The sequence below is a fragment of the Sabulicella rubraurantiaca genome, from assembly GCF_017355885.1.
Taxonomy (GTDB): domain Bacteria; phylum Pseudomonadota; class Alphaproteobacteria; order Acetobacterales; family Acetobacteraceae; genus Roseococcus; species Roseococcus rubraurantiacus.
Genome location: NZ_JAFEUU010000011.1, coordinates 22,180 through 43,130 on the forward strand (window position 1 = coordinate 22,180; position 20,951 = coordinate 43,130).

At 70.6% G+C, this 20,951-nt stretch carries 21 protein-coding genes and 1 tRNA gene; 17 read left to right on the forward strand and 5 right to left on the reverse strand.

From position 1 onward, the window contains the following. Positions 1-26 precede the first annotated feature (26 nt). The 4 genes from JTJ31_RS17420 to JTJ31_RS17435 are packed head-to-tail and all read left to right on the forward strand — an operon-like array spanning position 27 to position 3,896. Positions 27-899, forward strand: a complete 873-nt coding sequence (locus JTJ31_RS17420; RefSeq protein WP_207540008.1) for an endonuclease/exonuclease/phosphatase family protein — start codon at positions 27-29, stop codon at positions 897-899. Beyond that, positions 896-2,134 carry an MFS transporter gene (locus JTJ31_RS17425; RefSeq protein WP_207540009.1) on the forward strand — a complete coding sequence of 413 codons (1,239 nt, stop codon included), beginning with the start codon at positions 896-898 and terminating at the stop codon, positions 2,132-2,134. Before JTJ31_RS17420 ends, JTJ31_RS17425 begins: the two co-directional genes overlap by 4 nt. Then, positions 2,131-3,012 carry a polyphosphate kinase 2 family protein gene (locus JTJ31_RS17430; protein ID WP_207540010.1) on the forward strand — a complete coding sequence of 294 codons (882 nt, stop codon included), beginning with the start codon at positions 2,131-2,133 and terminating at the stop codon, positions 3,010-3,012. The genes JTJ31_RS17425 and JTJ31_RS17430 overlap by 4 nt, the downstream gene beginning before the upstream one ends. Beyond that, positions 3,009-3,896 (forward strand): gamma-glutamylcyclotransferase family protein, encoded by an 888-nt coding sequence (locus JTJ31_RS17435; protein WP_207540011.1) that lies wholly within the window; start codon positions 3,009-3,011, stop codon positions 3,894-3,896. The genes JTJ31_RS17430 and JTJ31_RS17435 overlap by 4 nt, the downstream gene beginning before the upstream one ends. 6 nt (positions 3,897-3,902) lie before the next feature. Here JTJ31_RS17435 and JTJ31_RS17440 read toward each other — a convergent pair. Then, a tRNA-Pro gene (locus tag JTJ31_RS17440) sits at positions 3,903-3,979 on the reverse strand. A gap of 39 nt (positions 3,980-4,018) precedes the next feature. Next, positions 4,019-5,431, reverse strand: a complete 1,413-nt coding sequence (locus JTJ31_RS17445) for an FAD-binding oxidoreductase (protein WP_207540012.1) — start codon at positions 5,429-5,431, stop codon at positions 4,019-4,021. A gap of 89 nt (positions 5,432-5,520) precedes the next feature. Between JTJ31_RS17445 and JTJ31_RS17450 the strand changes: the two genes are divergently transcribed. After that, positions 5,521-7,116 (forward strand): GMC family oxidoreductase, encoded by a 1,596-nt coding sequence (locus JTJ31_RS17450; protein ID WP_207540013.1) that lies wholly within the window; start codon positions 5,521-5,523, stop codon positions 7,114-7,116. Here JTJ31_RS17450 and JTJ31_RS17455 read toward each other — a convergent pair. Then, entirely contained in the window at positions 7,097-7,366 is a 270-nt protein-coding gene (locus JTJ31_RS17455; protein ID WP_207540014.1) for a GNAT family N-acetyltransferase, read from the reverse strand. The two genes, JTJ31_RS17450 and JTJ31_RS17455, sit on opposite strands and share 20 nt — an antisense overlap. A 312-nt stretch (positions 7,367-7,678) precedes the next feature. On the opposite strand from JTJ31_RS17455, the gene pqqA reads away from it, so the two are divergent. The 9 genes from pqqA (at position 7,679) to JTJ31_RS17500 (ending at position 15,118) form a co-directional block, all read left to right on the forward strand. Then, a complete protein-coding gene (pqqA, locus tag JTJ31_RS25420; RefSeq protein ID WP_368044697.1) occupies positions 7,679-7,759 on the forward strand; it encodes a pyrroloquinoline quinone precursor peptide PqqA in 81 nt (26 codons plus the stop codon). A 17-nt stretch (positions 7,760-7,776) separates the two neighbouring features. Further along, positions 7,777-8,697: a pyrroloquinoline quinone biosynthesis protein PqqB gene (gene pqqB / locus JTJ31_RS17465; protein ID WP_207540016.1), complete on the forward strand. Its 921-nt coding sequence runs from the start codon at positions 7,777-7,779 to the stop codon at positions 8,695-8,697. Next, positions 8,694-9,428 carry a pyrroloquinoline-quinone synthase PqqC gene (gene pqqC / locus JTJ31_RS17470; RefSeq protein WP_207540017.1) on the forward strand — a complete coding sequence of 245 codons (735 nt, stop codon included), beginning with the start codon at positions 8,694-8,696 and terminating at the stop codon, positions 9,426-9,428. The genes pqqB and pqqC overlap by 4 nt, the downstream gene beginning before the upstream one ends. Then, positions 9,425-9,685, forward strand: a complete 261-nt coding sequence (gene pqqD / locus JTJ31_RS17475) for a pyrroloquinoline quinone biosynthesis peptide chaperone PqqD (RefSeq protein ID WP_207540018.1) — start codon at positions 9,425-9,427, stop codon at positions 9,683-9,685. Before pqqC ends, pqqD begins: the two co-directional genes overlap by 4 nt. Continuing rightward, complete coding sequence (gene pqqE, locus JTJ31_RS17480) at positions 9,648-10,793, forward strand: pyrroloquinoline quinone biosynthesis protein PqqE (protein WP_207540019.1); 1,146 nt, start codon at positions 9,648-9,650, stop codon at positions 10,791-10,793. Before pqqD ends, pqqE begins: the two co-directional genes overlap by 38 nt. A 37-nt stretch (positions 10,794-10,830) precedes the next feature. Next, positions 10,831-12,033 carry a PQQ-dependent sugar dehydrogenase gene (locus JTJ31_RS17485; RefSeq protein ID WP_207540020.1) on the forward strand — a complete coding sequence of 401 codons (1,203 nt, stop codon included), beginning with the start codon at positions 10,831-10,833 and terminating at the stop codon, positions 12,031-12,033. 11 nt (positions 12,034-12,044) lie between these two features. Continuing rightward, entirely contained in the window at positions 12,045-12,626 is a 582-nt protein-coding gene (locus JTJ31_RS17490) for a c-type cytochrome (protein ID WP_207540021.1), read from the forward strand. Positions 12,627-12,668: 42 nt separating this feature from the next. After that, complete coding sequence (locus JTJ31_RS17495; protein WP_207540022.1) at positions 12,669-14,105, forward strand: protein adenylyltransferase SelO; 1,437 nt, start codon at positions 12,669-12,671, stop codon at positions 14,103-14,105. An 80-nt stretch (positions 14,106-14,185) separates the two neighbouring features. Next, on the forward strand, positions 14,186-15,118 hold the full coding sequence (locus JTJ31_RS17500) for an NAD-dependent epimerase/dehydratase family protein (RefSeq protein WP_207540023.1): 933 nt from the start codon (positions 14,186-14,188) through the stop codon (positions 15,116-15,118). Positions 15,119-15,130: 12 nt separating this feature from the next. Here JTJ31_RS17500 and JTJ31_RS17505 read toward each other — a convergent pair whose 3' ends face one another. Further along, positions 15,131-16,459 (reverse strand): replication-associated recombination protein A, encoded by a 1,329-nt coding sequence (locus JTJ31_RS17505; protein ID WP_207540024.1) that lies wholly within the window; start codon positions 16,457-16,459, stop codon positions 15,131-15,133. A gap of 38 nt (positions 16,460-16,497) precedes the next feature. On the opposite strand from JTJ31_RS17505, the gene JTJ31_RS17510 reads away from it, so the two are divergent. The 3 genes from JTJ31_RS17510 to JTJ31_RS17520 are packed head-to-tail and all read left to right on the forward strand — an operon-like array spanning position 16,498 to position 19,435. Next, a complete protein-coding gene (locus JTJ31_RS17510) occupies positions 16,498-17,454 on the forward strand; it encodes a Bug family tripartite tricarboxylate transporter substrate binding protein (protein ID WP_207540025.1) in 957 nt (318 codons plus the stop codon). A gap of 51 nt (positions 17,455-17,505) precedes the next feature. Then, positions 17,506-18,474, forward strand: coding sequence for a Bug family tripartite tricarboxylate transporter substrate binding protein (locus tag JTJ31_RS17515; protein WP_207540026.1), 969 nt, complete (start codon positions 17,506-17,508; stop codon positions 18,472-18,474). Positions 18,475-18,478: 4 nt separating this feature from the next. After that, positions 18,479-19,435: a Bug family tripartite tricarboxylate transporter substrate binding protein gene (locus JTJ31_RS17520; protein WP_207540027.1), complete on the forward strand. Its 957-nt coding sequence runs from the start codon at positions 18,479-18,481 to the stop codon at positions 19,433-19,435. A gap of 74 nt (positions 19,436-19,509) precedes the next feature. On the opposite strand, the gene JTJ31_RS17525 is transcribed toward JTJ31_RS17520, so the two are convergent. Next, positions 19,510-20,907, reverse strand: coding sequence for a M20/M25/M40 family metallo-hydrolase (locus tag JTJ31_RS17525; RefSeq protein WP_207540028.1), 1,398 nt, complete (start codon positions 20,905-20,907; stop codon positions 19,510-19,512). Positions 20,908-20,951: the final 44 nt, after the last annotated feature.

Genomic DNA, 20,951 nt, shown 5'->3' on the forward strand with positions numbered 1-20,951 from the left:
AGCCATCCTAACGCCAGGATGCCCGCATGAGTCGCGCCTTCCCGCTCCTTCTCCTCATCCTCCTCGCGCTTCCAGCCCAGGCGGCAGAGATCAAGCTCGCCACCTGGAACATCGCCTGGCTGACCCTGCGCCCGGCTGGCGACCCGGCCCTGCCGCGCGACCTCGCTTCCCGCGATGCCGCCGACTGGCGCCGCCTCGCCGAATATGCGCGGCGGCTGGAGGCGGACATCCTGGCGGTGCAGGAGGTGGATGGGCCCGAAGCCCTGGCGCGCCTCCTGCCCGAGCGCGACTACGCCTTCTTCTTCGCGCGGGAAGCGGATGTGCAGCGCACCGGCTTCGCCGTGCGGCGAAGCCTGCGCGCGGTGCAGAACCCGGATCTGGAGGATCTGGACGTCGCGCCGCAGGCCCGCTTCTCGCTCCGCCGCGGCACGGATGTAACGGTGTTCCTGGACCGGACGCCGCTGCGCCTGCTCTCCGTCCACCTCAAGGCCGGCTGCCGGGAGGGGCCGATCGCGCCGTCGCGCGGCCAGGACTGCGAGGTTCTCGCCCGCCAGTCCCGCATCCTGGCCGACTGGGTGCGGGCGCGGCGGCAAGAGGGCATCGCCTTCGCCATCCTGGGCGACTTCAACCGGCGCATGGATCACCCGCGCGACGACCTGACCGCCGCGCTCTCCGCCGAGGCGCCCCTCCTGCGCGCCACTTCCGGCGCCTCCAATCCCTGCTGGGCCGATGCGCGCGGTGGGCGGCCCTTCATCAGCCACCTTCTGCTCGGCGGCGGGGCGGAGCGCTTGGCGGTGCCAAGCAGCCTGCGCGTCATGGTCTATGCCGAGCGCGACCCGGCGATGCGCGACCGGATCTCCGACCACTGCCCGATCTCGGTGCGGCTGCGGCTTCCGTGAACATCTTCCTGCGCGTCACCGCGCCCCTCGCCGCGATGAACTTCCTGAATCAGGCGAGTCGGGCGGTGCTGGCCGTGATCGGCCCGGCGCTCGCGCTGGAATTCGCCCTGTCGGCGAGCGACCTCGGCCTGCTCGCGGCCGTGATGTTCATGGCCTATGCGGCGACGCAGCTTCCGGCCGGCCTCGCCCTCGACCTGTTCGGGGCACGGCGGGTCCAGGCGACGCTGGCGCTGACTGCGGGGTCGGGATTTCTGCTCTGCGCCCTGGCGGAAGGGATCGGCACGGTGATGCTGGGGCGTCTCCTCACCGGTATCGGCATCGCTGCCGGCCTCACCGCCATGCTGAAGGCCAATACGCAGTGGTATCCGCGGCACCGCGTCGCCGCGATGACGGGCACAGCCCTGCTGATCGGCGCCATGGGCGGGATGTCGGTGACGCTGCCGCTTTCCACCTTGCTGCCCCTCATCGGCTGGCGCGGTGGCTTCGCCCTGCTGGCCGGGCTGTCACTCGTGGTAGCGCTATGGATCTGGCTGTCCGTCCCCGACGCGCCGCCCGGCCAGGCGCGGCCCGCCGGCCGCTCCCTGGTGGCCGAGGCGCAGGCCTTCGGGCCGATCTTCCGCCACCCGGCCTTCATCGGTCTCGTGCCGGCGGTCTGCGTCCTGTCCGCGATGAACTTCACCTATCAGGGGCTTTGGGCAGGGCCTTGGCTGCGCGATGTCGCGGGCCTGGGGGCCGATGCGCGGGCCGTCGTGCTCTTCGCTTATGCCGGGTGCATGGCGGTGGGCTCCTTCACGACGGGCCAGCTGGCATCCTGGGGGCAGGCGCGCGGGGCGCCTCCCATGCTCGTGCCCTTCCTGGCCATGGGGGTGCAGATCTCACTCCAGGCCGTCTTCGCCCTCGCTGCGCCTACGGGACTTGTGGCGCTTTGCCTGCTGTGGGGCCTGTTCGCGATGGCCGGGTCGGCGGGGCCTGCCGCCTATGCGGCGATCGGGCAGCGTTTCCCGGCTGAGCTGGCAGGGCGGGTCGCCACCGCGATCAACGCCGCCATGCTCTGCTTGGTCTTCATCCTCCAGTCGCTGATCGGGGCGGTGCTCGACCTCTGGCCGCGCACCGCGACGGGCGGCTGGGACCCGGCAGGGTATTCCTGGGCGCTGGCCTGCACCATCGCCCTGCACCTCCTGGCCCTGCTTTGGGCTTGGCGCGCCGCGCGCCGGGTGCGAGCCTCCGCGCCATGAAGATCGAGACCGCAGCGATGCTGCGCCGCTTCCGCGTCGAGGACGGGAAAGGCTTCGCCCTCAAGCAGCACGACCCCGCCGACCTTGCCGGGTCGGGGCTCGACAAGAAATCGGCGGAGAAGCTGCTGGCCAACGGGGTCGCGCGGCTCGCGGATCTGCAGGACATGCTCTACGCGCAGGATCGCTGGGGGGTGCTGTGCATCTTCCAGGCGATGGACGCGGCCGGAAAGGACGGAGCGATCAAGCACGTCTTCTCCGGCGTGAATCCGCAGGGCTGCCACGTCGCCAGCTTCAAGGCGCCCAGCGCGACCGAGCGCGACCACGATTTCCTCTGGCGCCACGCGGCCCAGCTTCCGGCGCGCGGCCAGATCGGCATCCACAACCGGTCCTGGTACGAGGAGGTGCTGGTGGCGCGCGTCCACCCGCGCATCCTGTCGGCGCAGAAATTGCCGCCGCGCCTCGTTTCCAAGGACATCTGGAAGGAGCGGCTGGAAGACATTGCTGCCTTCGAGCGCTACCTCGCCCGGCAGGGCATAACGGTGTTGAAATTCTTCCTCCACCTGAGCCCGGAGGAGCAGCGCCGCCGCTTCCTGTCGCGCATCGAGGAACCTGCGAAGAACTGGAAGTTCAGCCCCGCCGACGTGGCCGAGCGGCGCCATTGGGACAGCTACATGGCCGCCTATGAGGAGGCGATCACCCGCACCGCCGCGCCGCACGCCCCTTGGTTCGTGGTGCCGGCGGACCGCAAGTGGTTCACGCGCCTCGTCGTGGTGGAGGCGATCGTGGCGGCGCTGGAAGGGCTCGACCTCCACTACCCGGTGCTGGACGAGGCCGACCGGATGGCGCTGGCCGAGGCCAAGGCCGCGCTCGACTCATGAACCGCATCTTCTTCCACGGCGCCAACGTAGATGATGCCGACCGCGAGGATTGGCTGCGTCGGAACGGCCATGTCGGGAAGCCGCTCCGCGCCATCTCCACCGCGCTGCTGCTTGACCGGCGCCTATCCTTCGAGCGCTTCGGCCGCTCGCGCGGCGGCGGGGTCGTCACCCTGTCCGTCGCCCCCGGCCATGCGGTGGAGGGCGTGGTCTTTGAGGTGGAGGACGAGGCCCTCGCCCTGCTGGACATGAAGCAAGGCCACCCCGACGCCTATCTGCGCGAGGCGGCCCATGCCGTCATGCCCAACGGCGCCACCTGCGAGGCGTGGATCTATGACGTGCCACCCTCGCGCCGTCAGGGCCATGTCCCGCCCACGCGTACCTATCTGGACCTGATCCGCCGCGGCCTCGCCGCACATGGGCTGGGCATGGCGGCGATGGAGGCGGCGGCGAGCGACCGGCCCGCCCGTCCCGCCGTGCCTTGGCTCTTCGTCTACGGCACGCTGCAGTCGGAACAGGCCAATGCATCGCTGCTGGCGGGACTGACGCGCCACCCGGCGCGGACGCGTGGCGTACTGCACGATCTCGGCCCCTACCCCGTCATGCGCCTGGGCGATGGCGAGGTGCATGGCGAGATCGTCCCGCTCGACCCCGCGCGCCTCGCGGCTTTGGATGCGCTGGAGCAGGCGCTTCCCTTCGGGGCGCCGGGCGGGGCCTATCGCCGGACGGTCCTTGAGGTGCGGCTGAGCGATGGCAGCCGGACCCGTGCGCAGGCTTATGTGTCCGATGCGGAATGCGAGGCGCCGGTCATCGCGTCTGGCGATTGGTGCGCGCTGGGGAACCGGCGGCCTGCCTGGGAAATCCACGCGGCGCGCCAGCGCGGTTGAGGGGAATGGTCGGGGCGACTGGATTCGAACCAGCGACCTCCTGCTCCCAAAGCAGGCGCACTACCAGGCTGTGCTACGCCCCGTCGCTGCCCTCCTAGACCAGATCGGCGCCGGGCGGAACCTCAGCCGGGCGGCAGCACCTTGCCTGGGTTCATCCGGCCCGCCGGGTCCAGCGTGTCCTTGATGGCGCGCATGACCGAGAGGGCGACCGGATCCTTCAGCCCTGCCATGGCCGCGCGCTTCGACTGGCCGATTCCGTGCTCCGCTGAGAAGGACCCACCGAGTTCCACCGCGATCTCGCCCACGCGCTCCTCGAATCCGGTACCGCGACGCGCCCAGTCGGCGTGGGTGGTGCCGGGGGGCGCCTGGAGGGAGAGGTGGATGTTGCCGTCGCCCATGTGGCCGATCGCCACCATCTTCCCCTCCGGGTAGCGCTCCGCGATCAGCGCGGCGCAGCGGTCGAGGAAGTCGGGGATCGCGCTGACCGGCACCGCGGTGTCGGTCGGCAGGCCCGGCGCCTCCTGCCGCGAGCAGGCCGGGAAGCCCTCGCGGATGTCCCAGAGGTTGCGGCGCTGGTCCTCGCTTTCGCAGAGGATGACATCCTCCGCCTCGCCCGCCTCCAGTGCCACCATCAGCGCCGCCTCCAAAGCCTCGCGCACGGGGATGGAAGGGTGGGTGGAGCCGGCTTCGACGAGGCAGAACCAGGGCGTCGAAAGCTCCATCGGCTTCCGGACGTTGAGCGCGTGCTTCAGCGTAATCTCGATGCAGGGCCGCCCAATCAGTTCGAAGGCGACGAGTTCCGCGCCGCTCGCCTGGCAGCGGGCGAGCAGGCGCAGCGCCTCGTGCGGCGAGCGGACCGCGACCAGGGCCGTCTCGCGCTTCAGCAGCGGCGGGAAGAGCTTGAGCGAGGCGGCGGTGATGACGCCCAGCGTCCCCTCCGCGCCCATGAACAGGTGGCGCAGCGCATAGCCGCTATTGTCCTTGCGAACCCGGCGAAGGTCATCCAGCACGCGACCATCCGGCAGCACCACCTCCAGCCCCAGCACGAGGTCGCGCGCATTGCCGTAGCGCAGGGTGCGGATGCCGCCAGCATTGGTGGACAGCGCGCCGCCGATCATCGCGGAGCCCTGAGCGCCGAAATGTAGCGGGAAGAATCGCCCTGCCGCCTCCGCCACCATCTGCACCGATTCCACCGTGCAGCCCGCCTCCGCCACCAGCGACAGGTCGAGCGGGTCCAGGGCGCGGATGCGGTTCATGCGCTCCAGCGACAGGACGACGCTGGGCGGCCCCTGCTCGGTGGGCACCGCCGCGCCGCAGAGCGAGGTCCGGCCGCCCGCCGGCACGACGGTGAGGCCGAGATCGGCGCAGAGGCGCAGGGCGGAAGCGACCTCCGCCGTGCTGGCGGGGCGCAGCACCGCCTCGGGACGGCCGCGATACACGCCGCGCCAGTCCACCGCATAGGGGGCGACGTCGCCCGCCTCGCGCAGGAGGCCCTGGGGGCCGAGAGTGTCAGCAAGAAGGTCGAGTGGCGGCATGGCCCCATGCCACGCCCGGTCATGGCTTGCGTCAAGCGGCGCGCCGCCGGACCATGCGGATAAGGCGGCTCGATAAGGGAGAGACGGGGATGGAGGAAACGGACGTCATCGTGGTCGGCAGCGGCTCGGCCGGGTCGGCCCTGGCCGGGCGGTTGTCGGAGGATCCGCGCCTCTCCGTGACGGTGCTCGAGGCCGGCTCTCGGGACCGCAACGCGTGGCTGCACATCCCGATCGGCTACGCCAAGACGATGTACCACCCCACCATCTCCTGGAATTACCAGACCGAGGCGGAGCCAGGGCTGGGCGGGCGCTCTGTGCCCTGGCCGCGCGGCCGCGTGCTGGGCGGTTCCTCGGCCATCAACGGGCTGATCTACATCCGTGGCCAGGCGGAGGATTACGACCAATGGCGGCAGATGGGCTGCACCGGCTGGGGGTTCGAGGACTGCCTGCCCTATTTCAAGCGCGCCGAGGGGAATGAGCGCGGGCCGTCGCACCTCCACGGCGCGGAGGGGCCGCTCTGCGTTAGCGATTTGCGCGACCGGAACCCGCTCTCGGTCGCCTTCCTGGATGCGGCGCGCGAGCTCGGCTTCCCGGTCAACCCGGATTTCAACGGCGAAAGCCAGGAAGGGGCCGGCTGGTATCAGGTGACGGTACGCAACGGCGTGCGCTGCTCCGCCGCCACCGCCTACCTCAAGCCGGCGCTGCGTCGGCCCAACCTTCGCCTGCTGACCGACGCACATGCGCTGCGCGTGGTGATGGAGGATGGGCGGGCCGTGGGCGTCGCCTATCGCCAGCACGGGCAGGAGAAGGTGATCCGCGCCCGGCGCGAGGTGGTGCTGTCCGGTGGGGCGATCAACTCGCCGCAGCTCCTCATGCTCTCGGGCATCGGCCCGGCCGAGCACCTGCAGGAGATGGGCATCGAGGTGCGCCGCGACACGCCCGGGGTGGGGCGCCACCTGCAGGACCATTTCCAGGCGCGGCTGATGTTCCGCGCCAGCCAGCGCGTCTCCCTGAATGAGGTGGTGAACAGCCTCTGGGGCATGGCGCGGATGGGCGCGCAATACGCGCTGACGCGAAGCGGACCGCTGACTTTCGCGGCGGGGACCAGCGGCCTCTTCGCCCGTGTCCTGCCGCAGAGCGCCACGCCCGATGTGCAATTCCACTTCATTCCCTGGAGCGCGGACAGCGTGAAGGAGGGGCTGCACCGCTTCCCCGGCTTCACCATGAGCGTCTGCCAGCTGCGCCCCGAAAGCCGCGGCGACATCACCCTGGCCAGCCCGGATCCCATGGCCAAGGCCCGCATCCGCGCCAACTACCTGGCGACGGAAACGGACCGGCAATGCATGGTGGAAGGGCTGAAGCTGGCCCAGCGCCTTGCCGATACGCGCGCCATGCAGCCCTGGATCGAGTCGCGCTATGCCCCCGTGCCGGGCAAGGGCGAGACGGATGAGGATCTGCTGGAGTTCTGCCGTGCCACGGGCGGCACTATCTACCACCCCACCAGCACCTGCCGCATGGGCTCGGACGATGGCGCGGTGGTGGACACGGAATTGCGCGTGAAGGGGGTGGACCGGCTGCGCATCGCCGACTGCTCCATCATGCCGGCGGTGGTCAGCGGCAACACCAATGCCGGGGCAATCATGATTGGCGAGCGATGCGCGGAGTTCATCCGCCGGGCCGCGTGACGGCGAAGCGCAGCGCGTCGAGGCCGAAGATGTGGACCATCTCCTCCTCGCGCATCCCGATCTTGCTGAGGGCATGGCAGGAGGCCGTGTTCTCCGGCAGGGCGTAGCCGACGAGGCTGGCGAGGCCGAGCGCGCCGAAGCCGCAATCCCGCGCCGCCAGCCCTGCCTCCGTGGCAAGCCCCCGGCCCCGGGCCCGGGGTGTCGAGCATGAGGATCTCAGTCTCGCCTCCGAGCTCGCACAGCCCGGCATGGCCGACCGGGCACCGGACTCTACGGTCCTCCACCGCTCAGGGCCCGTAGCCGCCGCCCCCACAGAGCGCTGCGAAGCGCTCCGCATCCTCGCGCGGAGCCGCAGAGCGACGTTTCCCTGAGCAAGAAGCGCACCACCTCGGGCTTGGCGCGGATCGCGGCGTAGGCGGGGACGTCCCCTGCCCGGAAGGGGCGCAGCACCAGGCGCTTGGGCTCGATCACGGTTCAAGCCTACGCAAGGTCTTGCCGAAAATTCGGCCCACGGCCATGTTTCGGGGGCCGGCGCCTTGCCCGGTGGGATGGAGATGAACCGATGGCCTGGAAGACCCCGAAGATCACCGAGATCTCTCTCGCTCTCGAGATCAACAGCTACGCCTGCGCCGAGATCGGCTGAGGCGCCTTCCCGCCTCCATGCTGCGCGCCATCATCCTGGGTGCCGGCGCCGGGGGCGGCTTTCCACAGTGGAATTCGGCTGGACCGGGTTGCCGTCGCTCGCGCGCCGGTGACCCGGCCGCTCCGCCGCGAAGCCAAGCGAGCCTCGCGGTCAGCGCCGACGGGGAGCGTTGGCTCCTGGTCAATGCCTCGCCCGATCTGCGCCAGCAGATCGCCGCGACGCCCGCCCTGCACCCACGCCCCGAGCCGCTCCGCAACTCGCCCATTGCCGCCGTGCTGCTGACGGGCGGCGAGGTGGACACGATCGCGGGGCTGCTTTCCCTGCGGGAACGCCAGGCCTTCCGCCTCTACGCCGCGCCGCCCACGCTGCGCGTGCTGGAGGAGAACCCGATCTTCCGCTGCCTCCACCCCGATTTCGTTTCGCGCGAGGCGCTTGTGCTCGGCACCGGTTTCGAGCCGTGCGATGCCGGCGGCACGAAGCTGGGGCTGCGCATCACCGCCCATGCCGTGCCCGGCAAGGTGCCGCTGTTCAACGAAGGCGACGTGGCCCCCGGCATCGCCGAGGATGGCGAGACGCTGGGGCTGGAGATCAGCGCTGCGTCGGGCGGCGGGACGCTTCACTATATTCCCGGCTGCGCCACCATGACCCCTGCGATGCGCGACCGCCTGCGCGGCGCCGAATGCGTCCTGTTCGACGGGACGCTCTACACGGATGACGAGATGATCCGCGCCGGCGCCGGCCCGAAGACCGGGCGCCGCATGGGTCACATGCCGGTGCAGGAGACAGTGACGGAAATCGCGCCGCTCGGCGTCGGGCGGCGCATATTGGTGCACCTGAACAACACCAACCCCGCCCTGCTCGCTGACAGCCCCGAGCGCGCGGCGCTGCGCGAAGCGGGGTGGGAGGTGGCAGAGGACGGGATGGAGATCGCGCTGTGACCGATTTGCTGACCCACACCGCCTTCGAAGGCGCCCTCCGCGCCATCGGCGCCGAGCGCTACCACGTCCATCATCCCTTCCATCACCTGCTGCATGACGGGAAGCTCTCGAAGGGGCAGGTGCAGGCCTGGGCGCTGAACCGCTATTGCTACCAGGCGCATATCCCGATGAAGGACGCGTCGCTGCTGGCGCGGCTGCCGACGCCGGAGCTGCGGCGCGAATGGCGGCGTCGCCTCGCGGATCATGACGGGGATGGCGTGGCGCCGGGCGGGGTGGAGCGCTGGCTCGCCCTCACCGACGGGCTGGGTCTGGACCGGGACTATGTCATCTCGATGGAGGGCATCCTGCCGGCGACGCGCTTCGCGGTGGAGGCCTATGTGCGCTTCGTGCGCGAGCGTTCGGTGCTGGAGGCCGTCGCCTCCTCGCTGACCGAGATGTTCTCGACCGACATCATCCGCACCCGCGTCTCCGGCATGCTGGCGAATTACAGCTTCGTGTCGGAGGAGACGCTGGCCTATTTCAAGCCGCGCCTCACCCAGGCCCCCGCCGACGTGGCCTTTGCGCTGAACTACGTGAAGCACCACGCCCATACGCGCGAGCAGCAGGAGCAATGCCTCGCCGCGCTGCGATTCAAGTGTGACCTGCTCTGGGCCCAGCTGGACGCGCTGCACTTCGCCTATGTGGCGCCGGCCCTGCCGCCGCCCGGCGCCTTCCGGATGCCGCCGCCATGACGCCGCGCTTCGCGCCCGGCGTAAGGCTGCATGAGGACAAGGCGCGCGGCCGCACGGTGGTCATGGCGCCGGAGCGCATGTTCGTGCCCGACGAGATCGCGCTTGCCGTGCTGCGCCTCGTGGACGGGCAGCGGGACGAGGCGGCGATCGTCGCGGCGCTGGCCGCGCAATATGACGCGCCGGAGGATGTCATCGCCGCCGACGTGAAGGTGCTGCTGGATGACCTCGCCACGCGTGGGGCGTTGGTCCGTGGCTGACGCGCCCCTCGCCCTGCTGGCGGAGCTGACGCATCGCTGCCCGCTGCGCTGCCCCTATTGCTCCAACCCCGTGGAGCTGGCGCGAGCCAGCACGGAGCTTTCGGCAGCGGAATGGGCGCGGGTGCTGGGCGAAGCGGCCGAACTCGGCTGCCTGCAGGTGCATCTTTCGGGCGGCGAGCCGACGGCGCGGCGCGACCTGCCGGAGATCGTGGCGGCGGCGCGCGACGCCGGGCTCTACGCCAACCTCATCACGGCGGGCGTGCTGCTGAACTCGCCGCTGATGACGCGGCTGGTCGAAGCCGGGCTCGACCACGTCCAGCTTTCGATCCAGGACGCCGAGGAGGAAGGGGCTGAGCGCATCGGCGGGATGCGCGGCGCCACGCCCCGCAAGGCGGAAGCGGCACGGCTGGTGCGGGAGGCGGGGCTGCCGCTGACCCTCAATGCGGTGGTGCACCGTCAGAACCTGCCCAACCTGCCCCGCCTGATCCAGCGCGCCCTGGAATGGGGCGCAGCGCGGCTGGAGGTGGCGCATGTGCAGTATTACGGTTGGGCCCTGCTGAACCGCGATGCTCTGCTGCCCGACCGAGCCATGCTGGACGAGGCGACACGGGTGGTGACGGAGGCGCGGCAGCGCCTCAAGGGCCGGCTGCTGATCGACTACGTGGTTCCGGATTACCACGCCAAGCGGCCGAAGGCCTGCATGGGCGGTTGGGGGAGCCGCTTCCTCGCCGTCTCGCCCGCTGGGCGCATCCTGCCCTGCCACGCCGCCGAATCGCTCGCCGGGCTCGGCTTCCCCAATGTGCGGGAAGTCTCGCTGCGCGCCGCTTGGGAGGACAGCCCGGCCTTCAACGCCTTCCGCGGCACGGGCTGGATGCCCGAGCCCTGCCGCGGCTGCGAGCGGGCGGAGCAGGATTGGGGCGGCTGCCGCTGCCAGGCCTTCGCCCTGACTGGCGACATGCGAGCCACCGACCCGGCCTGCGCCCTGTCGCCGCATCACGCCATGCTGGCGGAGGCCGTGGCTTCGGCCGGCGCGCCTGAGTTCCATTATCGCGGCTTCACACGCGAGGACACCTTGCCCTCGCATGGTCCGCACCTTTCTAATGCATGAACGGCCCGGAACGCGGCCGGGGAGGAGAATGACCGACATGATCCGACGCCACCTCTTGGGCCTGGCTGCCGCCGTGGCCCTGCCGGGCATCGCCCTGGCGCAGCAGCAGCAACCCGCCCCGCCTGCCTGGGCGCAGGGCCGCCCGGCCGAGATGGCGTCGTCGCCCCTCGCCCCGCACGCTCCCCGCCTGACCGTCACGCCGCCCGACCGCATCCCGGTGAACAGCCTGCGCGTGCCCGAGGGGTTCCAGGTGGAGCTCTGGGCGCATGGCCTGCCCGGCGCCCGCGCCATGACGCGCGGCCCGAACGGGACGGTCTTCGTCGGCACGCGCGGCATCGGCCGGGTCTATGCGGTGCGCGACAACGGCCAGGCGCGCGAGGTATCCACGCTGATGTCGGGGCTGGACCAGCCTTCGGGCGTCGCGGTACGCGACGGCGCGCTCTTCATCGCGGCGATGCACCGGGTGCTGCGGATCGACAATGTCGAGAACAACCTGCAGAACCCGCAGCCGACCGACCTGACCAGCGCCTTCGGCCAGGCGGCGGAGCCGCATCACGGCTGGAAGCACATCGCCTTCGGGCCGGATGGGCGGCTCTACATCCCGCGCGGTGTGCCCTGCAACATCTGCGAGGTGCCGGAAGACCGCTTCGCCCTGATCGAAAGTTGGAACCCCGACGGCTCCGACCGGCGCATCGAGGCGCGCGGCGTCCGCAATTCGGTGGGCTTCGACTTCCACCCGCGCACCGGCCAGCTTTGGTTCAGCAACCATGGGCGCGACTGGGCCGGGAACAACAACCCCTCAGACACGCTGCATGTGAGCTTGCGGCGCGGCGAGAATCACGGCTTCCCGTGGTGCGCGGGCGGCTTCCAGGACCCGGCGGTGGAGGGGCGGCTATGCTCCGAGTTCCCGCCGCCGGCGCTGATCCTTGGCCCGCATGTCGCGCCGATCGGCACGCATTTCTACACTGGCACTGCCTTCCCGGAGCAGTACCGCAATGCGCTCTTCGTCGCGCTGCGCGGCTCGTGGAACCGCGCGCCGCTGTCGGGCTTCGAGGTGATCGTGGTGCGGGAGGGCGAGAACGGGCGGCTGGTGCGGGAATCCTTCCTCACCGGCTTCCGGGATGACGCGAACCAGCGCTTCTCCGGCCGCCCGGCCGGGTTGCTGACCATGCCCGACGGCTCGCTCCTCGTGTCCGACGAGGACAATGGCGCGATCTACCGCGTTTCCTATCGCCGGTGATGCGCGGCGCGATGCTTCCGGCGGCGGCCCTTCTGGCCGCCGCCTTTTCCTTTCCCGCCCCCGCACAGGACGCCACGCGCGGCGCCGCGGTGGCGGAAGCGCGGCAATGCCAGGCGTGCCATGGTCCCCAAGGCCGCAGCGAGATCCCCGAGATGCCGTCCCTGGCTGGGCAGCAGGAGGATTTCGTGACCATGCAGCTCATCCTGTTCCGCGAAGGGCTGCGGCGCGTCCCCGCCATGACGGAGGCGGCGCGCGGCCTTACGGATACCGAGGCGCAGGATCTTGCGGCGTATTTCTCCTCGCTCCCTTCAGGACCGAAGCCGGATCGCGGCAGTCCCGACCCGGCGCTGATGGCGCGTGGCGGAGAGGTCGCGGCTTCGCGCAACTGCAATGCCTGCCACCTGCCCAATTTTGCCGGGCGCGCCAACGTGCCGCGGGTGAACCACCAGCGCGAGGACTACCTCCTCCATACCCTCACCGAATACCGGGATGGGGTACGGGTGGGGGCCGACACGCAGATGAACGGGCTGCTCTACGGCCTCACGGATTACGATCTCCGCGCCGTGGCGCATTTCCTGGCGCATCAGGAATAAGGCCTTGTTCCGGGCTGGGTGCGGCCCGACATGGGCCGGACCATGCCGATTCCCTTTGACAACAGCTACGCCCGCCTTCCGGAACGCTTCTATGTGAAGCAGGCGGGCACGCCGGTCGCGGCGCCGCGCCTCCTCAAGCTCAATCGCCGCCTCGCCGCGGAGATGGGGCTGGACGCAGGATGGCTCGCCTCGCCTGACGGCGTGGCAGCGCTGGCGGGCAGTGCGGTGCCGGAGGGGGCGGAGCCGCTGGCCCAGGCCTACGCCGGGCACCAGTTCGGCGGCTTTTCCCCGTCCTTGGGCGACGGGCGGGCGCTGCTGCTCGGAGAGGTGGTGACGCCGGATGGGCGGCGCCTGGATCTTCACCTGAAGGGATCGGGGCCGACGCCCTTCTCCCGCCGGGGCGACGGGAGAGCCGCCGTCGGGCCGGTGCTGCGCGAATACGTGGTCTCAGAGGCGATGGAGGCATTCGGCATCCCGACCACACGCTCCCTGGCTGCCGTGGCGACGGGCGAGCCGGTCTATCGCGAAAAGCCCCTGCCCGGCGCCGTGCTGACGCGCGTCGCCGCCAGCCATATCCGCGTCGGCACCTTCCAGTACTTTGCCGCGCGCAACGACGTCGAGGCGGTGCGGATCCTGGCCGACCACGCCATCGCCCGCCACGATCCGGCGGCGGCCGAAAGCCCCGAGCCGTATGTTGCCTTCCTGGAAGGCGTGGCGCGGCGTCAGGCTTCTCTGGTCGCGCAATGGCTGCTGGTCGGCTTCATCCATGGCGTAATGAACACGGACAACACGACGATCTCGGGCGAGACGATCGATTACGGCCCCTGCGCCTTTCTCGACGCCTACCACCCGGACACGGTGTTCTCCTCGATCGACCATGGTGGGCGCTACGCCTACGGCCAGCAGCCGCGCATCATGCTCTGGAACCTGACCCGGCTGGCCGAGGCACTGCTGCCATTGCTGGCCGAGACCGAGGAAGCGGCGATCGAGCGCGCCCAGGCCGCGCTGGACGCCTACGCGCCGCGCTTCAACGCCGAATACCGCGCCGGATTGGCCCGCAAGCTGGGGCTGCGGGAGCCGGACAACGAACTGGCCGATGAGCTGCTGCGCCGCATGGCCGCGAACGAGGCGGATTTCACCCTCACCTTCCGCCGCCTGGACGACAATGCGCGCGAGTTGTTTCGCGACCCCGGCGCCTTCGATTCCTGGGCGGAGGGCTGGCGGGCCCGTGTGGCGGCCGAGGCGATGGATCCCAGCGAGCGTCGCGCCATGATGCGGCAGGCCAACCCTGCCCGCATCCCGCGCAACCACAAGGTGGAGGAGGCCCTGACGGCGGCGGTGGAGCGCGATGACCTCGAGCCCTTCGAGGCGCTGCTGCGCGCCCTGGAGCGCCCCTTCGAGGACGATCCGCGCTTCGATGCCTATGCCCTGCCGCCCCAGCCAGAGCAGCGGGTCCTGGCGACATTTTGTGGCACCTGAACAGTGAACCATTGTATCTTTCCAGCGTTGTCATAGCTGGAAGCTGACGGCGCAACGGACGCCGCATCCGGGGAGTGGCAATGGCCCTGTATCTCGTGACTGGCGGAGCCGGATTCATCGGTTCCCACCTGATTGATGCCCTGCTCGCGCAGGGCCATGCCGTGCGCGTGCTGGACGACCTGTCCACCGGAAAGCGCAGCAATCTCGATGGGCGCGCCGAGCTCGTGGTGGGCGACGTGGCGGATGCCGCGCTGGTGCGCCGAGCGACCGAGGGCGCGGCGGGGGTGTTCCACCTTGCCGCCATCGCCTCCGTGCAGCGCTCCAATGAGGATTGGTGCGGCACCCACCGCACCAATTTGTCCGGCACCGTCGCGGTGCTGGACGCGGCGCGGGGCGCGGGCGCCATCCCGGTGGTCTATGCCTCCTCCGCCGCCATCTATGGCGACCAAGGTGAGGGCCGCATCGCCGAGACGGCGACGCCGCGCCCACAAACCGCCTATGGCGCCGACAAGCTGGGCTCCGAGCTCCACGCCTCCGTGGCCTGGGGGGTGCATCGCGTGCCGACGCTCGGCTTCCGCTTCTTCAACGTCTATGGGCCGCGCCAGGACCCGCATTCGCCCTATTCGGGCGTCATCTCCATCTTCGCCTCGCGTGCCGTTTCGGGGCAGCCCGTCACGATCAACGGCGACGGCTTGCAGTCGCGCGACTTCATCCATGTCTCCGACGTGGTGCGGGGCCTGCTCGCCGGGATGCGCAGCCTTGGGGAAGCGCCGCGCGCCGAAGTGCTGAACCTGTGCACCGGCCGCAGCACCACGCTGCTCGACCTCGTCGCGGCGCTGGGGCGCGTCACCGGGCGGAACCTGGCGGCGAGCCACGGACCGGCGCGGCTGGGCGACATCCGGACTTCGCTAGGTGACCCGACGCGCACCGAAGCGGCGCTGGGCATCACCGCGCAGCTGGGCCTGGATGAGGGGCTGCAGACCCTGATCGAGCCGGCACGCCACGCCGCCTGATCCGGGCGGGGCTCAGCCCCGCCGTCGCGCCCATTCACGCATGCGGCGGGCGATCTCCTTCTCCGCGCCGCGCTCGGTGGGCTGGTAGAGTTCGGCGCGCGCCATGCCTTCCGGGAAGTAGTCCTGGCCGGAGAAGGCATCCTCCGCATCGTGGTCGTACTCGTATCCTGCGCCGTAGCCGAGCGACTTCATCAGCTTGGTCGGCGCGTTGAGGATATGCGCCGGCGGCATGAGCGAGCCGGTTTCCCGCGCCAGCGACTGCGCCGCCTTCCAGGCGACATAGACGGCGTTGCTCTTCGGCGCGGTGGCAAGGTGGACGACAAGCTGCGCCAGCCCAAGCTCGCCCTCCGGGCTGCCCAGCCGCTCGTAGCTTTCCCAGGCGGCGAGGGCGAGCGGCAGCGCGGAGGGATCCGCCATGCCCACATCCTCCGCCGCGAAGCGCGCGAGGCGGCGGGCGATGTAGCGCGGGTCCTCGCCCCCGTGGACCATGCGCGCGAACCAGTACAGCGCCGCATCGGGGTCGGAGCCGCGCATGGACTTATGAAGGGCCGAGATGAGGTTGTAGTGCTCCTCCCGGTCCTTGTCGTAGAGCGCGGCGCGCTTCGCGAGCAGGGATTGCAGCCCTGTCTCGTCCAGCTTCGGCGCGTCCGGCAGTGCCAGGACCTGCTCGGCGAGGTTCAGCGCATAGCGCCCGTCGCCATCCGCCATCGCGCGCAGCAGGGCGCGCGCTTCCGGCGTCAGCGGAAGGCTGCGGCCTTCCAGCGCTTCCGCGCGGCTCAGCAGGCTTTCGATCGCGCCGTCATCCAGCCGCTTCAGCACCAGCACCTGGCAGCGCGACAGCAGCGCCCCGTTCAGCGCGAAGCTCGGGTTCTCCGTGGTGGCGCCGACCAGCGTCACCGTCCCGTCCTCCACCACCGGCAGGAACCCGTCCTGCTGGGCGCGATTGAAGCGGTGCACCTCATCCACGAAGAGCAGGGTACGCCGCCCGGCGCGGCGGCGGGCCCGCGCCTCCTCGAAGGCCCGCTTCAGATCCGCCACACCGGAGAACACGGCCGAGAGGGAGACGAACTCCAGCCCTGCCGCCTCGGCCAGCAGCCGGGCGATGGTGGTCTTGCCCACCCCCGGCGGCCCCCAGAGGATCAGCGACGGCAGCGTCCCGCGCGCCAGCATGCGCGACAGCGTGCCCTCGGGGCCGAGCAGATGCTCCTGTCCTGCCACCTCCTCCAGCTTCCGGGGACGCAGCCTATCGGCCAGGGGGGCGCCTTCCGCCGGAGCCTGGGGCGCGGTGGGCGGGGGGCCGAACAGGTCATCGGCGATTTCGGGCTGACGGCGCGACGCCATTGGGTCACACTACTCCGCAAGGAACAGCGAGGAAACGCATGACCACCAGACGTGGCGTCCTGGCCGCGGCTTCGTTCGCGCTCGCCGCGCCGGCCCTGGCGCAGCCCCGGCAGATCCGGCTGATCGTCTCCTTTCCGCCGGGGGGCTCCACGGACATCCTGGCGCGTCTGGTCGCCCCGGTGATGGAGCGGCACCTCAACGCCACGTTGGTGGTCGAGAATCGCGGTGGCGCGAATGGCGCCGTGGGCATGGGGGCGCTGGCGCAGTCCGCGCCGGACGGCAACACCTTCGGGCTCGACGCGGGCGGGGCAGCCACGAACCCGCACCTGATGCGCGGGCTGGGCTTCGACTACGCCACCGCCTTCGCGCCGGTGACGCGCATGACCATCCTCCCCGCCCTGCTGGTGGTACGGAGCGAGGCGCCGCAGCGCGACTTCGCACAATTCGTCGCACATATGCGCGCCAATCCGGGGCGTGAGAGCTACGGCTCCTCGGGCGTAGGCACCGGTTCCCACCTCGCCTCGGCGCTGCTGATGCGGCGCGCGGGGCTGGAGGCGACGCATGTGCCGTTCCGCGGCGGGGCAGACCAGCTGACCGCGCTCCGGCGTGGCGATACGCTCTTCACCTTCTCCACCATCCCGACCATCGCGGGTGGCATCCGCGATGGGGCGATCCGTCCCCTCGCCGCCTCTACCCCCGACCGGGCCAGCGCCTATCCGGACGTGCCGACCGTGGCCGAGTCCGGCATTCCCGGCTTCGGCGTCTACGACTTCCACGCCCTCTACGCGCCCGCCGGCACGCCGGCGGAGCATGTGGAGCGCATGGCGGCGGCCGGCGTTGCCGCTATGCGGACGGAGGAGTTGCGCGGACGCTTCAACCAGCTTGGTCTGGAACCCGCCGCCGAGGGCACCGCCGCCTTCGCCAGCTTCCTCACGCAGCAGCGGGACCGCATGGGCGCGCTCATCCGCGAGGAGGGCATTCGCCTGGAGGGCTGAACGCCGCGCGGCTGCGTGCTAACAACGCGGCAACGTCCGGGAGACCTCGACATGCAGCGCCGCGCGCTTCTCGCCACTATCGGGGCCGGTCTCGCCGCCCCGGCATTCGCCCAGGGCGCCGCTTGGGCGCCCACCCGTCCGATCCGCATCATCGCCGGCTGGCCCGGCGGCGGCTCGGCCGATGCGTCGCTGCGCCTGGTCGCCCCTCACATGCAGCAGGGGTTGGGCCAGCCCGTGGTGATCGAGAACCGGCCCGGCGCCTCCGGTTCCATCGGCGCGGCGGCGGTGGCGCAGGCACCGGCGGATGGGCACACGCTGCTCTTCGATGCGGCGGGGCAGGTTTCCAACCCCTTCCTGATGCGCGGCCTGTCCTTCGACTACCTGACCGCCTTCGCCCCCGTCACGGTCTTCGCGCTGTTGCCGAACCTGCTGGTGGTGCGCGCGGAGACACCGGTGCGGACGGTGCCCGAGCTCGTCGCCTATCTGCGCGCCAATCCGGGCGCGCCCTATGCCTCCACCGGCATCGGTATCGTCTCCCACCTTGCCGCCGTCATGTTCCTGACGCGCGAGCGGCTGGAGGCGACGCATGTTCCCTATCGCGCCAGCAACCAGTCCATCCCGGGGCTGCTGGCCGGCGAGACGGTCTTCACCTTCAACACCACCCCTCTCGCCGCGCCGCTGATCCGTGATGGGCGGCTGCGGGCGCTGGCGGTGACGACGCCGAGCCGCATCCCCGCCTTCCCCGACGTGCCCACCATGCAGGAACTCGGCTACGAGGGCTTCGCGATCAATGAGTGGCTCGGCCTCTTCGCGCCCGCAGGGACACCGCAGGCCGCGATCGAGCGCCACGCCGAGCTGGCCCATGTCGGCCTCGCCGACCCCGTGGTGCGGGAGCGTCACGCCAGCCTGGGCATGGAGATCGTCGCGGGCGGCCCCGCTGCCATGGCGCGCTTCCTGGCCGAAAGCCGCGAACGCGTCGGCAAGCTGATCCGCGACAACAACATCCGGCTGGAGGGCTGAACCCATGCGTCGCCGTATCCTGCTCGGCTCGCTCCTCGCGACGCCGGCCCTCGCCCAGGCGCAATGGTCGCCGACGCGCACCATCCGCCTCGTCGCGCCCTATGCGCCCGGAGGTGGCGTGGACACCGCCGCGCGGCTGCTGGCCGGACCGATGGGTGCCCTACTCGGCCAGACGGTGGTGGTGGAGAATCGTGGCGGCGCGGGCGGCTCCATCGGTGCGGCGGAAGTCGCGCGCGCGGCACCGGACGGTCACACCGTCATGGTGGACGCGCTGGCGCACACGGTGAATCCGGCGCTGATGCGTGGCCTGCCCTTCGACTACGCCACCGCCTTCACCCCCATCTCGCAGATCCTGGTCTGGCCGCAGATCCTGATCGTCCACCCCTCCATGCCGGTGCGAAATCTGCAGGAGTTCGTGGCGCATGTGCGGGCGCGGCCGGGGCAGTTGTCCTACGGCTCCTCCGGCAATGCCACGGCGGCGCATCTCGCCTCCGCGCTTCTGCTCAGCCGCGCTGGGCTGGACATGACGCATGTGCCGTATCGCGGCGGGGCGCCGGCCTTGCAGGACCTCGTTGCCGGCAACATCGCCTTCGTGTTCGGCACGGTCGCCTCCTCGCTGCAGCTGGCGCAGGATGGCCGGGTGCGGGCCATTGCCGTTTCCTCGGCGCAGCGCATCGCCGGGCTGCCGGATGTCGGCACCGTCGCGGAGCAGGGCTTCCCTGGCTACGAGCTGAACGAGTGGAATGGGCTCTATGCCCCAGCCGGCCTGCCGGCGCCGGCCGTCGCGCGCTGGCACGAGGCGGTGCGTCATGCCCTGGCCGACACGGCGGTGCAGGCGCGGCTGAACACGCTGGGCGCCATTCCTCTCGGCTCGCCGCCCGAGGAATTCGCGCGCTATGTCCGTGCTCAGCGGGACGCGATGGCGACGCTGGTTCGCGACACACGCATCACCATCGAGTGAGTGAAAGGCAGGGCGGGCCCTTTCGCCAGCCCCGTTCCGTATGCCGTCGAGGGCCGACCGGTCGACGGCGGCTCTCAAGCCTTGTCGCCCATGTCCCACCACATGCCGGCGAAGGCGATCAGGCCTTCGCGAGCGGGACCGGGCAGCAGGTGCTCGTCCGGTCCGTGCTGCTTGCAGCCATTGTAGGAGTGCGGCACCCAGACCAGCGGCACGCCGAGATTGTCCACGAAGACGTCGCCAGGTAGCCCGCCCGAGGAATTGGGGATCACCTGCACCCGCGTTCCGAGCGAGCGCTCCATGCTCTCCTGCGCCCAGCGCACCCAAGGATGGTCGGGCGCGGTGCGGCTGGCCGCCATGCGAAGCCCCGCATTCTCGATCGCCACATTCTGAAGCCCATGCGCGTCGAGGTGGCGGCGCAGCGCCCCGGCGAACTGCATCGGGTCGCTGTCCACCGTGTAGCGGATCTGGCAATGGGCGCGCGCATCGGGCGCCACCGCGTTCACGGGGTTCTCCGGCCGCCCGCTGACCATGGCGAGGATGATGAGGCTGTTCCAGCCATAGATCTTCTCGGCCGCGGTCAGCCCAGGCTCGCCCCAGTTCTCGTCCACCGTCGCGGCGTCGCCGCCGCCGCCCACAGGGCAGCCTTCGAGGACGCCGCGCACCGCCGCCGGCACGCCGTTCCTGGGCAGCCAGTCACGCACCAGGATCTTGCCGCTGCGATCCATCATCGTGCCGATGGCATGCGCCAGGATCACCGCCGGATCGGTGGTCAGCCCGCCCCAATGGCCGGAATGGACGCCGCCCTCGCGTAGCTTCACGACCAGGTCGAAATGGAAGGTGCCGCGCGTGCCAGTGGCGATGGTCGGCAGCGACGGGTCCACGCGCGGCCCATCCGAGGCGATCAGCACATCCGCCGCCAGCAGTTCCTTGTTCGCCGCCACGAACTCGCGAAGCCCCTTGGAGCCGCGCTCCTCCGCCATCTCGATGACGAGCTTCACGTTGAAGCCGAGCTTTCCGCCCCGCGCCTCGATCACCGCTTCCAGCGCGAGAAGGTTGATGACGTGCTGGCCCTTGTTGTCGGCGGTGCCGCGCCCGTACCACTTGCCGTCCCGCTCGATCAGCTCCCAGGGGCGCAGGCCTTCGCTCCACTGCTCATCCAGGCCGCGCACCGTGTCGCCATGGCCGTAGAGCAGCACGGTGGGGCGCGACGGGTCCTCGATGCGCGTGCCGGCGAGGATGGGGCCGAAGCCCTGCACCGGGTTCTCATGGATCGACGTCTCGAAGCCCAGCCGCTTCAGCCAGGGAGTCAGGCCTTCCTCAAGGTAGCGGCGCAGATGCGGCTCGTAGCCGGGCTCCTGCGCCGTCGAGGGAATGGTGACGAGTTCGCCCAACAGGTTCCGCAGCCGCCCGGAATCGAAAATCGCCGCCGCCTTGTCGAGGGCTGCGCTTCGCGAAGTGTCGGCGTGGTTCATTGGTGGGTCCTGCGTATGTGAGTGGCGGGAGAGTGTCGCGGCGG

Excerpts from the sequence above, each read along its gene's own strand:
- JTJ31_RS17420 (WP_207540008.1), top strand. The coding sequence starts at position 27 with ATGAGTCGCGCCTTCCCGCTCCTTCTCCTCATCCTCCTCGCGCTTCCA.
- JTJ31_RS17430 (WP_207540010.1), top strand. The coding sequence starts at position 2,131 with ATGAAGATCGAGACCGCAGCGATGCTGCGCCGCTTCCGCGTCGAGGAC.
- JTJ31_RS17435 (WP_207540011.1), top strand. The coding sequence starts at position 3,009 with ATGAACCGCATCTTCTTCCACGGCGCCAACGTAGATGATGCCGACCGC.
- JTJ31_RS17445 (WP_207540012.1), bottom strand. The coding sequence starts at position 5,431 with ATGCCGCCACTCGACCTTCTTGCTGACACTCTCGGCCCCCAGGGCCTC.
- JTJ31_RS17450 (WP_207540013.1), top strand. The coding sequence starts at position 5,521 with ATGGAGGAAACGGACGTCATCGTGGTCGGCAGCGGCTCGGCCGGGTCG.
- JTJ31_RS17455 (WP_207540014.1), bottom strand. The coding sequence starts at position 7,366 with ATGCCGGGCTGTGCGAGCTCGGAGGCGAGACTGAGATCCTCATGCTCG.
- pqqA (WP_368044697.1), top strand. The coding sequence starts at position 7,679 with ATGGCCTGGAAGACCCCGAAGATCACCGAGATCTCTCTCGCTCTCGAG.
- pqqB (WP_207540016.1), top strand. The coding sequence starts at position 7,777 with ATGCTGCGCGCCATCATCCTGGGTGCCGGCGCCGGGGGCGGCTTTCCA.
- pqqD (WP_207540018.1), top strand. The coding sequence starts at position 9,425 with ATGACGCCGCGCTTCGCGCCCGGCGTAAGGCTGCATGAGGACAAGGCG.
- pqqE (WP_207540019.1), top strand. The coding sequence starts at position 9,648 with ATGACCTCGCCACGCGTGGGGCGTTGGTCCGTGGCTGACGCGCCCCTC.
- JTJ31_RS17485 (WP_207540020.1), top strand. The coding sequence starts at position 10,831 with ATGATCCGACGCCACCTCTTGGGCCTGGCTGCCGCCGTGGCCCTGCCG.
- JTJ31_RS17490 (WP_207540021.1), top strand. The coding sequence starts at position 12,045 with ATGCTTCCGGCGGCGGCCCTTCTGGCCGCCGCCTTTTCCTTTCCCGCC.
- JTJ31_RS17495 (WP_207540022.1), top strand. The coding sequence starts at position 12,669 with ATGCCGATTCCCTTTGACAACAGCTACGCCCGCCTTCCGGAACGCTTC.
- JTJ31_RS17500 (WP_207540023.1), top strand. The coding sequence starts at position 14,186 with ATGGCCCTGTATCTCGTGACTGGCGGAGCCGGATTCATCGGTTCCCAC.
- JTJ31_RS17505 (WP_207540024.1), bottom strand. The coding sequence starts at position 16,459 with ATGGCGTCGCGCCGTCAGCCCGAAATCGCCGATGACCTGTTCGGCCCC.
- JTJ31_RS17510 (WP_207540025.1), top strand. The coding sequence starts at position 16,498 with ATGACCACCAGACGTGGCGTCCTGGCCGCGGCTTCGTTCGCGCTCGCC.
- JTJ31_RS17515 (WP_207540026.1), top strand. The coding sequence starts at position 17,506 with ATGCAGCGCCGCGCGCTTCTCGCCACTATCGGGGCCGGTCTCGCCGCC.
- JTJ31_RS17520 (WP_207540027.1), top strand. The coding sequence starts at position 18,479 with ATGCGTCGCCGTATCCTGCTCGGCTCGCTCCTCGCGACGCCGGCCCTC.
- JTJ31_RS17525 (WP_207540028.1), bottom strand. The coding sequence starts at position 20,907 with ATGAACCACGCCGACACTTCGCGAAGCGCAGCCCTCGACAAGGCGGCG.